Annotated in this window: 11 protein-coding genes; 10 read left to right on the top strand and 1 reads right to left on the bottom strand. The window is 35.1% G+C overall.

Translation table 11 applies throughout. The features are described from left to right. The 6 genes from LV842_RS12330 to LV842_RS12305 all read left to right on the top strand — a co-directional run. Positions 1-307 (top strand): sugar phosphate nucleotidyltransferase (locus LV842_RS12330; protein WP_262909419.1); only part of this gene is annotated, 307 nt, incomplete at its 5' end. Between the two features lie 220 nt (positions 308-527). Then, the gene (locus LV842_RS12325) at positions 528-1,661 is read left to right on the top strand and encodes a DegT/DnrJ/EryC1/StrS family aminotransferase (RefSeq protein ID WP_233111760.1); all 1,134 of its coding nucleotides are present in this window, start codon (positions 528-530) and stop codon (positions 1,659-1,661) included. A gap of 190 nt (positions 1,662-1,851) precedes the next feature. Then, entirely contained in the window at positions 1,852-5,769 is a 3,918-nt protein-coding gene (locus LV842_RS12320; protein WP_233111759.1) for a response regulator, read from the top strand. 18 nt (positions 5,770-5,787) lie between these two features. Then, complete coding sequence (locus LV842_RS12315) at positions 5,788-6,144, top strand: response regulator transcription factor (RefSeq protein WP_233111758.1); 357 nt, start codon at positions 5,788-5,790, stop codon at positions 6,142-6,144. A 15-nt stretch (positions 6,145-6,159) separates the two neighbouring features. Further along, complete coding sequence (locus LV842_RS12310; RefSeq protein WP_233111757.1) at positions 6,160-7,227, top strand: HEAT repeat domain-containing protein; 1,068 nt, start codon at positions 6,160-6,162, stop codon at positions 7,225-7,227. Beyond that, positions 7,221-10,661, top strand: coding sequence for a sulfatase-like hydrolase/transferase (locus LV842_RS12305; RefSeq protein ID WP_233111756.1), 3,441 nt, complete (start codon positions 7,221-7,223; stop codon positions 10,659-10,661). The genes LV842_RS12310 and LV842_RS12305 overlap by 7 nt, the downstream gene beginning before the upstream one ends. On the opposite strand, the gene LV842_RS12300 is transcribed toward LV842_RS12305, so the two are convergent. After that, entirely contained in the window at positions 10,658-11,896 is a 1,239-nt protein-coding gene (locus LV842_RS12300; RefSeq protein ID WP_233111755.1) for a YaiO family outer membrane beta-barrel protein, read from the bottom strand. The two genes, LV842_RS12305 and LV842_RS12300, sit on opposite strands and share 4 nt — an antisense overlap. Before the next feature lie 403 nt (positions 11,897-12,299). On the opposite strand from LV842_RS12300, the gene LV842_RS12295 reads away from it, so the two are divergent. The 4 genes from LV842_RS12295 to LV842_RS12280 all read left to right on the top strand — a co-directional run bounded on the left by LV842_RS12295 (position 12,300) and on the right by LV842_RS12280 (position 15,464). Then, positions 12,300-12,692, top strand: a complete 393-nt coding sequence (locus tag LV842_RS12295) for a hypothetical protein (RefSeq protein WP_233111754.1) — start codon at positions 12,300-12,302, stop codon at positions 12,690-12,692. Between the two features lie 314 nt (positions 12,693-13,006). Beyond that, complete coding sequence (locus LV842_RS12290; protein WP_233111753.1) at positions 13,007-13,564, top strand: hypothetical protein; 558 nt, start codon at positions 13,007-13,009, stop codon at positions 13,562-13,564. A gap of 81 nt (positions 13,565-13,645) precedes the next feature. Then, positions 13,646-14,449: a fimbrial biogenesis chaperone gene (locus LV842_RS12285; protein WP_233111752.1), complete on the top strand. Its 804-nt coding sequence runs from the start codon at positions 13,646-13,648 to the stop codon at positions 14,447-14,449. Next, positions 14,442-15,464, top strand: a complete 1,023-nt coding sequence (locus LV842_RS12280) for a hypothetical protein (protein ID WP_233111751.1) — start codon at positions 14,442-14,444, stop codon at positions 15,462-15,464. Before LV842_RS12285 ends, LV842_RS12280 begins: the two co-directional genes overlap by 8 nt. The last annotated feature ends 16 nt before the right edge of the window (positions 15,465-15,480 follow it).

Below are 15,480 nucleotides of genomic sequence, written 5' to 3'. Positions count from 1 at the left end.
TCAGCCTTCGCCGAGAGGAGAATTAGAAATTACGGATATCAATAATGTTTACCTTAAAAAGGGGAAACTTGAAGTGGGTGTTTTAGACCGGGGAACAGCCTGGCTGGATACCGGAACTTTCGACTCTTTGCATGATGCCTCAGAATTTGTAAGCGTGATTGAGAAAAGACAAGGCTTTAAGATCGGATGTATCGAAGAAATTGCATGGAGAAATAAATTCATCAATGAAGAAAAGCTTCTTGAAACGGCTGCCAAATATGGCAAAAGCGGATATGGGGAGTATCTGAAAAATTTAATAAAGAAATAAAAGAATTAAAAATGAGGCATATTTAAATAGGCCTCATTTTTATTTAACCAATAGGTAGTTATATAAAAATAAACTTATTTTTCCAAAAAAGTATATTGAAACATCTAGATTGGTTAGAGGTAATAAACTTAAAGACAAAAAAATGGATATAATAAATGCATCAAAAGCATTTGATTTCAATGAAGATTACTAAATTTGCTTCTTAAAAAAATCGCAAATTATGCAAGATAAAATCTGGCTTTCCTCACCTCACATGGGAGGTAACGAACAAAAATATATACATGAAGCTTTTGATGCCAATTGGGTAGCACCTTTGGGTCCCAATGTAGATGGTTTTGAAAATGATTTAGAAAACTTTTTAAATAAGGATGTTAAAGTAGCGGCATTGTCAGCAGGTACAGCAGCATTGCATTTAGCGCTTATTGAATCTGATGTAAAACATGGTGATGAAGTAATTTGCCAGTCAATGACGTTTTCTGCATCAGCAAATCCTATCGCATATTGCGGAGCCACTCCCATATTTGTAGACTCTGAAAAAGATACCTGGAACATGTGTCCGAATGCTTTAGAAGCAGCTATCCAAGATAGAATTTCAAAAGGTAAAAAGCCAAAAGCAATCATTGTAGTGCATTTGTACGGAATGCCTGCAAAAATGGATGAAATTACTGCAATTGCTAAGAAATATGAAATTCCTGTAATTGAAGATGCCGCGGAAGCTTTAGGTTCAACCTATAAAAATCAGGCTTGCGGAACTTTCGGACGTTTTGGGATTTTGTCTTTTAACGGAAATAAAATCATTACGACTTCTGGAGGTGGAGCTTTGGTGTGTCATACAAAAGAAGACAAGGATAAAGCGGTATTTCTTTCTACTCAGGCAAGAGATAATGCGCCTCACTATCAGCATTCTCATATTGGATATAATTATCGTATGAGCAATATTGTCGCAGGAATTGGTCGCGGACAAATGGAAGTGTTATCCGATAGAGTGGATGCTCGTAGAAAAATGCATGAATTTTATGTAGAACTTTTTAGTGAAATTAAAGGGGTTGAAGTATTTTCAGAACTTACATCAGATTACTATTCCAACCATTGGCTGTCTGCTATTACCATTGATCCGGAGGTAACAGGGAAGAACCGAGAAGGACTTCGTATGGCATTTTTAGAAGATAATATAGAATCCCGTCCGCTATGGAAGCCAATGCATTTACAGCCTGTGTTTGCGGATGCGCCTTATTATGGTGGGAAAGTAGCGGAAGAACTATTTGACAACGGATTATGTCTGCCTTCTGGTTCTAATCTGTCAGATAATGACCGTGAAAGAATTACTAAAGTGATCAAGAATTTCTTTAACTAAAGAATTTTTAAATTAAATAATAAGAAATCTGCAGGAGACTGCAGATTTTTTTTTGAGAAAGAATTATGGGAACAAATTGGAGGTAATGATATTTTTACCTCTGAAGATATTCTCTAATTCCTTATTTTTATAGAATATTAATGGTTAATGTTAGCCTATCTCAGATTTAATAAATACAAATTGATACTGTATGAAGAAATACCCTGTTCCTGAAAATGAAGCGGAAAGACTGGAAAGACTTAAGATATATGATCTTTTAAATCTTGGAAAAGATCCTGACCTGGATGTATTTGCAGAAGCAGCCTGTCTTATTGCCGATTGCCCGGCTTCATTGATTGCTATGATGGAACTGGAAACACAGACGATTCAGAGCTGTGTGGGAATTTCTTTGGATTTTGTAGCCCGTAGAGATACAGTTTGTCAATATACGATTATGGATAAAGAAGTGTTGGTGATTAATGACACTTTTTTAGATGATCGTTCCTCTTCGAATGCCCTTATTAGAGAGGGGGGAATTCGCTTTTATGCCGGAGTTCCTCTGATTGATGACATGGGGTTTATATTGGGTACAGTCTGTGTGATAGACTACAAACCCAAAACGCTTTCTGCGAAGCAGATACATTCTTTGAAGAAATTAGGAGAAGCAATTACTAAAATATTGATAAGCAAGAGGAAAAATATTCAGGCAGAGTATTTTTCCGAAACTTTTACGATTACCAACAATATTATTTGTGTTTTGGATAACGGATTTAAATTGAAGAATGTGAATCCTGCGTTTGAAAATGCTTTCCTTGTAAAGAAAAATGAAGCACTTGAAAAAGATTTTATAAAACTTTTAGGAGAAAACAATGAAAAGCTGAGAGAACTGTGCAGAGAATTGCCTGTCAAAGAAAATGGGATAGATTATACTACCTATACAAAAATTGCTGATACTGAAGATATAATCATAGAATGGCAGCTGAAACAGAATATTAGCAAAACGGAGATTTTCTGTTTTGGAAGAAATGTCACCCAAGAAAGGCAGGAGCGTCACAAGCTGGAAAGTTCAGAACGTAGATTTAGAAACTTTTTCGAGAATGCAATTGGGTTGATGAGTATGCATGACATGGAAGGAAATATTCTGGCGGTAAATGAAAAAGGAAGAGAGGTTTTAAAATATGCAAAAGAAGAAGTAACCTCTTTAAATTTAAAAGATTTGGTTCCTGCAGATCATTTGGATTTATTGAATCAATATTTACAGCGTGTTACTTCTAACAAAGAAGATTCAGGAATGATGATTCTCCAGGCAAAAGATGGAAAACAGATCTATTGGATGTATCATAATATGGTAGAAACTGACGAAACTGGTTCTCCGTATGTAGTAAGTACAGCACTCAATATGACCGAACGTATACAGTTGGAAAGAGATCTCATCAATACCAAAAAAATATTGGAACAAACCAGCACGGTTGCTCAGGTAGGAGGATGGGAAATGAATCTTAAATCTCGCACGATATTTTGGTCAGAATCTACACGAAATATTCATAAAGTTGATAAGAATTTTATTCCTGATTTTGAGACTTCGGTTGGATTTTACGAAAAAGAAAGTGAAGAAAGACTACGATTTTTACTGACAAGAGCAATAGAAAAAGGGATTTCCTATGATGAAGAATTGCAGCTTAAGAGACAAGATGGGACATTGATTTGGGTAAGGGTAAAAGGAATTCCGGAGTTTGAAGGAGACAATTGTGTGAGGATTTTCGGAATCATTCAGGATATAGATGAGGCTAAAAAAACATATCTGGAACTGGAACGGAAAGAAGCTATGCTTCAGTCTTTTGTTAATAATGTGCCGGCAGCAGTGGCCATGTTTGATAAAGACTTGAATCACGTTTCAGTAAGTAAAAGATGGAAAAAAGAGTTTCATCAGGACAATCAGGATATTATTGGAAAAAATTTGTTTAGTATTTATCCTGATGTATCAGAAGAAAGAAGAAAGATTTATAAAGATGCCCTGAAAGGTATTTCATATAAAAATGAAAATCAGGTATTTGAAATAGTAGGTTTTGATGAACCTCAGCATTTCAATTGGGAGGTCATTCCCTGGAATATGAATGATGGGGAAACAGGGGGAGTGATTATTTTCACCCAAAATATTACCAATTCGGTAAAAACCAATGAAGAGTTGAAAAAAGCTAAGGAATTGGCCGACTTAGCAAGTAAAGCAAAATCTGAGTTTTTGGCCAACATGAGCCATGAAATCCGTACCCCTTTGAACGGTGTAATTGGATTTTCCGATCTTTTGCTGAAAACGCCGTTAAATGACTTGCAGATTCAGTATCTGAACTACATTAATGAATCCGGGAACAGCTTACTAAATATCATCAACGATATTCTTGATTTCTCCAAAATAGAATCAGGAAAATTGGAACTATTTATAGATAAATATAACATCTACGACTTGGCCAATCAGGTAGTAAATGTTGTTTTGTATCAGGCACAAAGAAAAGATCTGGAATTGCTCCTGAATATTGAGCAAGGTTTACCCAGAACATTATGGATGGACGAGTCCCGAATCAAGCAGGTATTGATTAATCTGCTGGGAAATGCTGTGAAATTTACAGGGCAGGGTGAAATTGAGCTCAAAATAGAAAAACTGAGAAAGGATGATAAAACCGTTACCCTTCGTTTTTCTGTTAGAGATACAGGAATAGGAATTCCTTTGGAAAAACAGCAACGTATTTTTGACGCATTTACCCAGGAAGACAGTTCGGTAAGCAAAAAATATGGCGGAACTGGGCTAGGATTGACCATTTCCAACAATATTCTGAAGTATATGGGAAGTAATCTGTCGTTAACCAGTGAGATCGGAGAAGGATCTGTATTTTTCTTTGATCTCGAAGTCCCTTATGAATTAGAAGATGCAAGTGATATCACAGATCTGGAAATAGAACGTGTGCTTATTGTAGATGATAATGAAAATAACAGGATGATCCTGAAGCATATGCTGGACTATAAAAATATTAAGTCTGAGCTAGCAGCGAACGGATTGGAAGCCATTCAGTTATTGATGCAGGGAGAACGTTTTGATGTAATCCTGATGGATTATCATATGCCGATATTATCAGGATTAGAAACCATAGATAAAATAAAGGAATTGTTTGAAAAACAGGGCGAGATGACCCCTCTTATTGTCCTTCATACCTCTTCGGAAGAACATGAGGTGATTTCCTCTTTCCGTCAGGATGAAAAATCATACTGTTTGCTAAAACCGATCAAATCTGATGAGCTGTATATAACCTTAAGCAGGGCAATTCAGTACTCGAAAAAAGAGATTGAAGTTCCTGTTGTTAAGGCAAATGATGAGCTTTCCGTCTTTATGCAGCCTCTGAAAGTATTATTAGCAGATGATAATCCGGTAAATATGGCATTGAATCAAAGAATGATGAATTCGCTTACTCCTAATGCAAAGCTGATAGAGGCAGTAAACGGACAGGAAGCTTTGGATCACTGCAAACAGCAGGTCTTTGATGTTATCTTGATGGATGTGCAGATGCCGGTAATGGATGGAATTGAAGCTACAAAACACATCCGATTGTTGCCGGATTATAAAAAAGTTCCTATTATTGGGGTAACAGCAGGAAACGTTACAGGTGAAAAAGAAAAATGTATAGAATCCGGAATGTCAGATTTCCTGCCTAAACCTCTCAGACAGAATGATCTTTTAAATATGTTAAAAAAATATTTAGCACATGAAGATGGTGAAGGAGAGAAAACAAAAGATGATCTGCCTGTTGAGGAATATCTGAATATGGATATGCTGAAAGAGCAGATTGGAGACGATGAAGCATTTAAGACTTTCTTCTTAAATTTGGTCATTCAGGAGCTTACTCAATCTTCAGAAAAGCTGAAACAGATTGCCGAGGAGAGGGATTTGGAAGCGGCAAAGGCATTTTTACATAAACTGAAAGGAACTTCTGGTACTGCCGGATTATTTAAACTGGCACATCTTGCATCCGATTGGGAAAAAAATGTAGATCAGAATTCTGATTATGAGGCGATGGAAAATGCCATCAAAAAAGAAATTACAATAGGAGAATATTTAATCAATAAACTAATAAATCAATAAAAATTAAAAAGAATAAGTATGTTAATCTTGATTGCCGAAGACGATGAGTTGATATTGAAAACAGTAGAACACAAGTTGTTGAAAGAAGGATATGAGGTAATTGTTACCCGTAATGGTAAAGAGGCCATTGATACCATTAGAGAAACAGAAATAGACCTTATTATTACGGATATTATGATGCCTTTTGCTTCAGGTACAGAAATACTTTCAGCGATCAGATCATTTGGTAAAAAAATACCGGTGATTATGCTTTCCAGTTTGGGACAGGAAGAAGTGGTATTGGAAGCCTTCGATTTGGGAGCTTCAGATTTTATGGTAAAACCTTTCAGTCCTAATGAATTGACATTACGTATAAAAAGACTTACTGCTAAATAGGAAAAAATGACCTCAATGTTTTTATATGTTTCGGTACACGATCTGTTCCTTACATTTTTAGGAATATTGCTATTGGTTTTGCTATTGATTATAGTTGTGCTTCTGTATAGCTTTTATCAGTATAAAACCTTGAATCATACTCATAAATGGTCTGCTATGATTGATGAGAAAGTTTCGGATGCGATAGTGTATGGTTCAGAAGATAAAAAGGACGATGAAATTTTTAATACCTATTCTCAGGAATCCTCATTTAGAAATCTCTTTTTAGAAAGATTGGTAGCTTCTGAGAAAAAATTTTCGGGAGGAGCACAAGATGAAATCAAAAAAATTTTTACAGACTATAATCTTCAAAAAGAAGCGCTAAATAAATTAGAGCAGAAGAAACCACACCTTATTGCAGAGGGAATCCAAGAGCTTACAGCTATGAAAGTTGAAATGGCAGTTCCGAAAATTATACCTTTTCTTACACATCCTTCTCCTCAGGTGTATCAGGAAGCACAGTATGCAATGGTGGTATTTCAAGGATTTCAGGGGCTTCATTTTCTTAACGATTTTGCCTATGTCATTTCAGATTGGCAGCAGCTTCGTTTGCTTCGGTCTATCAATCTTGATCCCCATCAATGTCAGCAGGTGGTAAATGTCTGGCTGGATAGTCAAAATACGTCGGTGATCATTTTTGCATTGCGACTGCTGAGAAAATTTCAAATGTTGCTCTTTTATGATAAAGCGAAAGCGCTATTGGTTCATCCGTCTATCGATGTCCGTATCGAAGCGGTAAAAGCGTTGCAGGCATTGGAAAACCCTTCTACCATTACAGAATTCAAAGAAATCTATGAAGAACAGCCTTTGGAAGTACAAATAGAAATACTGAAGGCTATGAAATTGTCTCATGACCCCCGTTGTGCAGATTTTTATAAAGAAAAGCTGAACGGAACCAATCTTCCGGGAGTAAAAATTGCTGCAGCGGAAGCCCTTCTTGCTTTAGGGTATCATGATTATTTGCTCGAGATCATCACAAATGATTCCTCATGTCCCCAATTGGTTCAGATTATTAAACACGCATTACAGGAAAAAATATGCTAGAATTCGCCCATATTATTTATGAAATTGTTATTTGGCTGTTTTTGCTGTACTCGGCTGCTGTTTTTCTCATCTATGCCTGGATAGGAATTTATGCTTTGGGAGCGGTTATCCGATATAAAAATGAAAATACGTTTACAGATTACAGTATTATAGCAGCTAATCCTAATGCGCCTGTTTTCAGCCTTATTGCGCCTGCATACAATGAAGGAATGACTATTGTCGATAATGTAAGATCGTTACTGTCTTTATATTATCATAATCTGGAAATCATTATTGTGAATGACGGCAGTAAAGATGATTCCATGGAAAAGCTTATTAAAGCCTATGAGCTGGAATCTGTGTCTTTCTTTGTACAGGGAGATATTGAAACAAAACCAATACGCGGAATTTATAAAAGCAAAAACCAGGCTTTTAAAAAACTGATCGTTGTAGATAAAGAAAACGGAGGAAAAGCTGATGCCTTAAATGTAGGAGTGAATATTTCTTCCGGAGAATATATTGTGTGTATAGATGTAGACTGTATTCTTGAGCAGGATGCCGTTCTCAGACTGGCAAAACCATTCCTGGAACAAACCGATAAAAGAGTCATAGCCTGTGGAGGAGTAATCCGCTTGGCCAACAACTGTAAAATAGAAAACGGTAAAGTTACAGACGTGAATATTCCTAAAACATGGTTGGGAAGAAGTCAGGCATTGGAATACATCAGAGCATTTGTATTAGGTCGTATGGCATGGTCAAGAGCTTCAGGACTGATTTTGATATCCGGAGCGTTTGGAGCTTTCGACAGAAGTATTGTATTAGCTTGTGGTGGTTATGACAAAAATACGGTAGGAGAAGATATGGAGTTGGTGGTGCGGATGAGAAGGTACATGGAAGAAAAGAAAGAACCTTATGAAGTAGTGAATATCCCTGATCCGTTATGTTGGACGGAAGTACCGGAAACAAAAGATATATTACGAAAACAGCGGAACCGATGGATGCGAGGTACCATGGAAACCCTTTGGAAGCATAGAAAACTGATGTTTAATCCTAACTATGGCAAATTAGGAATGGTAAGTCTTCCGTATTGGTTCTTTTTTGAGTTTTTAGGCCCTTTGGTAGAATTTTCAGGAATTATAATTTTCATTATTTTCTTACTCTTAGGAATCGTCAACTGGCCTTTCTTTATTGTACTTTTTGCATTGGTTATCTCTACAGGAATTCTCTATTCTGTCTATGCAATTCTGGTAGATCTTATAAGCAGGCAGGTGTATACTAAAAGAAAAGATTTCCTTACCTTAATTTTGACAGCAGTGATTGAGCCTTTCTACTTTCATCCGGTAGTCGTGAAAGCAGGAGTAAAAGGATTCGTAGATTATTTTAAAAAATCGCACGCTTGGGGTGAAATGACCAGACAAGGTTTCAGTCAGGAAGATAAAAATTTACCTTGGACGAAACGGGTACTAGCAATACTGAAACTTGGACTCAGACAATGGGGTGTTTTTGCGGTAGCTTTCTTGGTATTATTTTTATTGGGAGTACTCGCTGAATGGGGATGGTATCGCTATAATTTTACAGCATTTAATACTTCATTACTCGCGAAAAACCTTTTTGCAGAAAATGTATTATTTGCATTCCAGCTTATTTTCGGAATGGGAATTATCTATCTGCTCATTAATTTTATAAAAGAAAAATGGGCCAAAATATTGGCAATGATAGCATGTACGCTGATTGTGGTAACTCAGTACATATTATTTTTATATTTTTCTGAATCACATAATGCATTGGGAGCAGATGTACTTTACTATAGTCGTGATGAAATGAAACAGATCCTTCAGGCAAGCGGAATGTTGAGTACCAAGAATATTGCATTAATGGGTATTTTGATACTAGGATCTTTTGCTCCTTTCTGGTTTGCAGCGAAGTTTAGCTTTAAATCATTCTATATAGGCACAATACTGTTAGGAATAGGATTGTTGGCATGGTTTATCCCTAAAGATACCTTATATTCCTTAGGACCTAACAGTAAAAATGAATTTGAACAAAAAGCAGGAGTAAGCAAATGGGCTTATTTTTTTAATTCAAATGCTAATAATTTTGTCAGCGATCACCCTGAAATATCCGATCTGTTGAATGGTTCAGAAACATTAGCAGCCGATCCGGAAATGCTGAATCAGGATTTTCCGTTTTGGAGGAAAGAAAAAACAAAAGATTTTTTAGGAGCCTATTTAAACCAGGCCAATACACCTCCGAATTTAGTTTTTGTTACCGTAGAAGGCTTGGGTCATGCTTATAGCTCACCCAACGGATACATTGGAAATTTCACACCATTTATAGATTCTTTGGCCAACATAAGTTTGTATTGGGAATTTAATCTAAGCTCTTCAGGAAGAACATTTGCTGCAATTCCAACTCTTACGGGTTCTTTACCGTTTGGGAAAAATGGTTTTCTGGAAATTGAAAAAACTCCTGAGCATTTCAACCTATTCAATATTCTTAAAAAAAATGGATTTGAAACAGGCTTTTATTATGGTGGTAACGCTTCATTTGACCGAATGAGCGAGTTTTTGCAATACAGTAAAGTAGATCATATTATAGATCAGCAGTCTTTTAGTGCTCCATATCGTAAATTACCTCAAAATAATGGCGAAAGTTGGGGATATGAAGATCAGGCTGTTTTTGGAAAAATGCTGGAAGTACAAAAAGTTAAGAATCAGCCATATGTTAATATGTTACTTACCTTGTCGACTCACAATCCTTTTTTGATTAATAATTCAAAATATTATGAAGCATTATTTGATAAAAGGTTACAGTCGGGACAAATTACGGTGCCTCAGAAAAAATGGGCTTTGGAAAATAGAAAGCAACTCGTTTCTGTACTTAACCTCGATGATGCATTGCAGAAATTCTTTGAAAATTATAGAAAACGTTCAGATTTCAACAATACAATTTTTGTCATTACAGGAGATCATAGTATGCCGGAAATTCCTTTTGAAACTAAAATCGACAGGTATCATGTTCCTTTGATTATTTATTCACCTTTATTAAAAGAAGCAAAACGTTTTAAAAAGCAGGTAAGTCATTTTGATCTGGCTCCGTCCATTCTGGCATATTACAGAACAAATTATAAATTGTACACCCCTTCTTCGGTAACTTGGATAGGAAAAGGATTGACCAATGATGATGAAAATGAAAACGAAGGAACTCCTTTAATGGAAAGTAAAAACCAGCTTATTGATTATGTGTACCGAAAGTATCACCTTGTAGACAACCAGTTATTTGAATTGCAACCTAATCTTGATGAAGATGTAATTGATGATAAAGCTGTTGAAGCTGATATGATCAAACGTTTTGATGTATTTAAAACGAAAAACAATAAGTTCTATTCTTCTAAAAAACTGATGCCGGATTCTGTGGTAGCCAATTTTATGAATAAAAAAATACCAAAACCTTAAAAGGTTTTGGTATATCCTATATTGATATCAAACTGGTTTCCCTTTTCATTCGGTCGATATTCCTGGTTATAATACGTGGCCGAAACAGAAAACAGATTGGATTTATTAATGGAGAAATTATATTCTCCACCTACTTTAAACGTTTTTAATTTGTAGGTCTCGTTTTCCAATAGGTTATTAATGCTCTCTTCCGGGCTTATTCCTGTTCCTATCTGGAAACCAAAATAATCATATGCACCTTTGGTATAATAACGCATCGTTCCGGTGTAAGAGTGAGAAATGTTTTTTTGATCCGGAGAAATATAAGTACGAAGGTTGAACCAGAAGTTTTTGTAATATTTCCCTATGGATGCAGTATACATCCAGATATTACTGCTGAAATAAAGCTGTCGGTATCCCAATTCCCCTTCAAAACTATGAGGAAGATTGGCGAAAAGTGAAACTCCTGTTCGGTATTTTGGGAATATGCCTACGTCATTAGAATATCCTGCACCAGCATACAGATAAAAAGTTTTTGAGATTCTCGGGTACGCTTCCAATTCAACTTGAGTTCCGTTTTTGGCAAATTTATTAGCATAGTTCCCTTTTATAATGAAAGAACCAATAGAAGTAGATCTTTTGTAACTCACACTCACAATATGCCAGTCATCATCAAATTGTTTGTCAAAATGTGAAAAATTATAGGTAATGCCTAAAGCATTCTTAGAAGTTAATTCTTTAATTCTTATAGAAAGAACTCTGGCTTCAGTATTTTTAGGATTGATTTCTAATACAGATGAGGTTGCCTTTTCTGCCTCAACAAATTGATTGTTGCTGTTGTATACTTTTGCTTTCAAAAGCCATAATTCCTGGGATTGAGGATGATAGTTTAACCCTTTGTCAAGAATGGTAATCGCTTTTTCATATTGATTGTTCCAGTATTCAAGAGAAGCATAGGCGATAAAAAAGTCTTCATCCTGTACATTTCTTTGATCGAGCTTATCAAAGACCTGCCTTGCTGAAGTAAGGTCGTCACTCCATGTGTATACTCTTCCCAAAAAAACAGATATATCCGTATAATCCGGTGATTTTTCCAATGCCTGTTGCGCAAGCTTGATGGCAGCAGGATAATCTTTTTCGTCGAAAGCTGCTTTTCTCGCTTTGACAAACAGCTCGTCCGAGGTCAGATTTTCTTGGCTGTATAAAGTGAAAGGTAATAATAAGAGAAGTAAAAAACTAAAAAATGTTTTCATCATAGAAATAAATAATATCGTAAAGCTAATATTTTTTACAGAATTTATTGTAAAGATTTAAAGGAGATTATTGAGGTTGAATTACAAAATTAATAAGAAGAGTTTTAATCTTTTCGAATGATGAGAGATTTGTTATAATTAGATGTAATTTTTTTACAGAAACTAAAACAATTAATCATAGAATGAATGAAAAAAAGAAAAAAGATCCAGACCCATTTTATTTGAATTCTGCTAAAGACTGAAATTCAAGGATAAAGAAAGCAGATTGATGAATAAATAAAAAAACAAGAAAAAATCCCCTTAAAATGATATAATAAATATTTTTTTCTTATTTTTACTAAGTATCTGATTGGTGAAAAATCTAATTGCTGGTATGTACTGTAAACACCTTATATTAATATTTTTCTTGCTTGTATCGCTGAAATGCTTTGCACAGGAATCTGTAAGGCTTAATATAAAACTGTATCCAATTCAAACAATCTCAGTTCCGAGTACTAATTCTACTACAGTTGCAGAAAATAAAACGTCTGTTGTATCTGAAGCGAAATATATTAAAGTATCCAGTCTTTCCGGTTTTCAGATAAAAATGCGGAGGCAATTATATAATGCTGAAAAAAAAGCTTTTGCTGAAGAAAGTGACAATAATAAGGAATATGCACTTATTGATAAACGCAAAGGCGGGATCGAGGAAAAAATTGCCATAGACAATAATTTTCTTTCCGGAGATTCAGTTGAAAATATTAATCTGAATTCAGATTATGTATATCACACATTAGTGTATACGATTATTTCACAGTAAAATTTCAATTTTTTCAGAAAATAATTATGTCTTAAATACTATTTTCTTCTTTTTTGTATTTATTGTATTCTTAAAGTTTTTTGAATTTTACATTATTATTTCGCATATATTTTATTTTATGCTTAATAAATTACACTTAAATTTTTTCTTTTCTTCTGTTTATTATCAAATTTTATTTGAAGAATGTATTTTCAAAACTTGTTTAAAATTACAAGTTTAAAGTCTTTTTTTACAAAATAACTCTAATTTATTGCGTCTACTTTTGCACCCGATAATTTAATCAATAATTAATAAACAGAAAATATAATTCAACAATGAAAAAATTTATCTTAGCATCTTTCGCTTTTTTAGGATTTGCAACAGTAAGCGCTCAATCTACTGATAACGTTACATTAAATGTAAAATTAAAGCCGGTTCAAACTCTTGTAGTAAACCCAACTCAAAAAACGGTAGACTTAGTATATGATTCAAAAGCTAAATATGCAGCGGGTGTATCTTCAGAACAAGACAATCACTTAACAGTATACAGTACAGGTGGTTTTGAAGTAAAAGTAAAAGCTGCTGCTGCAAATATGTCAACTACAGTAAACGGTACAACAAAGACAATCGATACAAATTCAATTAAAGTAGTTGCAGCTGCTGCAAGTACGAACCCAGTAGGAAATGCTACTTATGCACCTGCAGTTGCTCTTTCTGCTACAGATACATCGCTTTTAACAGCTACTTCTGGAGGAGTAAATAAAAATATTAAAGTAACTTATAGCGGTGCTAATTTAGATGCTTATGTAGATAACTATATTGCAGACTCTACAAACTCAGGAGCAGAAACTGTATATACAACTACAGTTACGTATACTATTTTTGCAAAATAAAATATATAATTAGGATATAAAAGGAAAAGTGTTGCAGAAAAAATGTGGCACTTTTTCTGTATTATTACAAAAAATATTTTAATGAAAAAATCGTTTATTGCTTTCTTGTTTCTAGCGTATTCATTTTTGTGTACAATGCATGCACAAACCGGAGTTTCTGTTTCCCCTCCCAGAATATATTTTGAATCAGAATTAGGGCGTAGTAGTACACAACAAGTAACGATTACAAATGAAAGCGTTAAAAATTCATTAGACTTAGCAGTAAGCTTAGGAGACTGGGAATATGATGGGAAAGGGGAAAACATGATGTATCCGGCAAATACATTACCGGTTTCTTGTGCCAACTGGATTTCTGTAAAAAAAGAAGATTCATATTTTACATTGGCTCCGGGAGAAAGAAAAGATATTGACGTTACAATGACGGTTCCCAATACATTATCAGATAAACTGGCTGCGCATTCTGCAGTTTTGTATGTAAGCCAAATGAATCCGGTAGATGATGTAGATAGTAAAGGCGCTAATATAAAAGTAAGCGTCCGTTCTGGAATTAAACTTTTTCATAAACTGTCTTCTGCAAATATCAAGAAAATTGAAATTCAGAATTTGGTATATGATAAAGCTAAAAATAAACTTTCTCTGTTTTTTGAAAATCAGGGAAATATATGGATAGATGGAAGAGTGTATACCGACTTGGTAAACACACAAACCGGGAAGAAAATAACGCTAGATAATATTGTTTTTTATACCATGCCCGGAAACAAAAGAGAGATGGATATTGTGTTGCCAGCTAAATTGGAAAAAGGAACATATACAGCCTCTGTAATGATTGACTATGGTGATGCTAATAATCTGGAAGTTGGAGAACTAAACTTTAATTATGAGTAAAAAAATCTTTATTATATTCTTTTTCATTTCAATTCAATGTTTTGCGGGTGGTGTAACTTTTAAGCCGTGGGAAAATAACAGTTTCCTACAGATTAATTCTTACAATGGTAATATGAGCCAGAATGCATTTACGGTAAGATTTGATGGAAATGGAAATATTAATGAACCGAAATGGAGACTTACGGCACAATTAAAAGGTTCCATTACAAGTGGAGCTTATACGTTTCCGGCAGATAAAGTTTCTTTTCAGCCGGTTTTCACTACAGGAAATGCAAACCCAGGCCCAATTCCCACTATTCAACAGATAGGAATGCCTGCAAGTGTTTTTTTGCAGACCAATACGGAGAAATATTTGGTACCTAGCTCAAATGCACCTCTTTATAATACGTCTAATTCGAACGGTCCTTTCTACATGGAAATGGGATTCAGTATGACGGTTGCGGGAGGAGCATATCTGGGAAATTATCCCGCTTGGACAGAATTTACAGTCCCTGTGGAAATGGCGGCTTATGACCAATATAATAACTTGATTGGAAAATCAGTCATTTATTTTAAGCTTCAGATTGCGCAGCTTTCCGGAACACCTCCTACATCCACTGAAATGTCTCTGAAGCTTGCATCAAATGCAGTAAACGGAACATTGGAATTTAAAACAATGCAGGATTATACCAACGGAGTAAGTGTGTCTTATCCTAGTGCACTTATTGTGAAAAGTAATACTAATTATCAGGTGAAAGTAAAATCTATTCAGAGTCAGTTTACTTCTGCTGCGGGAAGTACATTGCCTCTCGATGCGGTACAGATGGCACTAAATCCTGCTTCCGGAAATACGGGAAGTGTATTTCCTATTTCACTAAGCACGTCTTCTCAGTTGGTGGCAAAAGGCGGAACTACTCAGAGTGCTAATGTGTATTACGATATCAAATATTCTACATCGGCCAACGATAACCGTTTTGTACAGGCAAAGATGGAAGACTATGTTACTACAATTCAGTATGAGATAATGCCTCAATAAAAACTAACCCAAAATG

The sequence above is a fragment of the Chryseobacterium gwangjuense genome (assembly GCF_021311115.1).
GTDB lineage: Bacteria > Bacteroidota > Bacteroidia > Flavobacteriales > Weeksellaceae > Chryseobacterium > Chryseobacterium gwangjuense.
This window is presented reverse-complemented; position numbering and strand designations above follow the sequence as displayed.

Bases quoted from the DNA above. Each gene is read 5' to 3' on its own strand.
- LV842_RS12310 (WP_233111757.1), top strand. From the start codon at position 6,160: ATGTTTTTATATGTTTCGGTACACGATCTGTTCCTTACATTTTTAGGA.
- LV842_RS12305 (WP_233111756.1), top strand. From the start codon at position 7,221: ATGCTAGAATTCGCCCATATTATTTATGAAATTGTTATTTGGCTGTTT.
- LV842_RS12320 (WP_233111759.1), top strand. From the start codon at position 1,852: ATGAAGAAATACCCTGTTCCTGAAAATGAAGCGGAAAGACTGGAAAGA.
- LV842_RS12325 (WP_233111760.1), top strand. From the start codon at position 528: ATGCAAGATAAAATCTGGCTTTCCTCACCTCACATGGGAGGTAACGAA.
- LV842_RS12290 (WP_233111753.1), top strand. From the start codon at position 13,007: ATGAAAAAATTTATCTTAGCATCTTTCGCTTTTTTAGGATTTGCAACA.
- LV842_RS12285 (WP_233111752.1), top strand. From the start codon at position 13,646: ATGAAAAAATCGTTTATTGCTTTCTTGTTTCTAGCGTATTCATTTTTG.
- LV842_RS12280 (WP_233111751.1), top strand. From the start codon at position 14,442: ATGAGTAAAAAAATCTTTATTATATTCTTTTTCATTTCAATTCAATGT.
- LV842_RS12315 (WP_233111758.1), top strand. From the start codon at position 5,788: ATGTTAATCTTGATTGCCGAAGACGATGAGTTGATATTGAAAACAGTA.
- LV842_RS12300 (WP_233111755.1), bottom strand. From the start codon at position 11,896: ATGATGAAAACATTTTTTAGTTTTTTACTTCTCTTATTATTACCTTTC.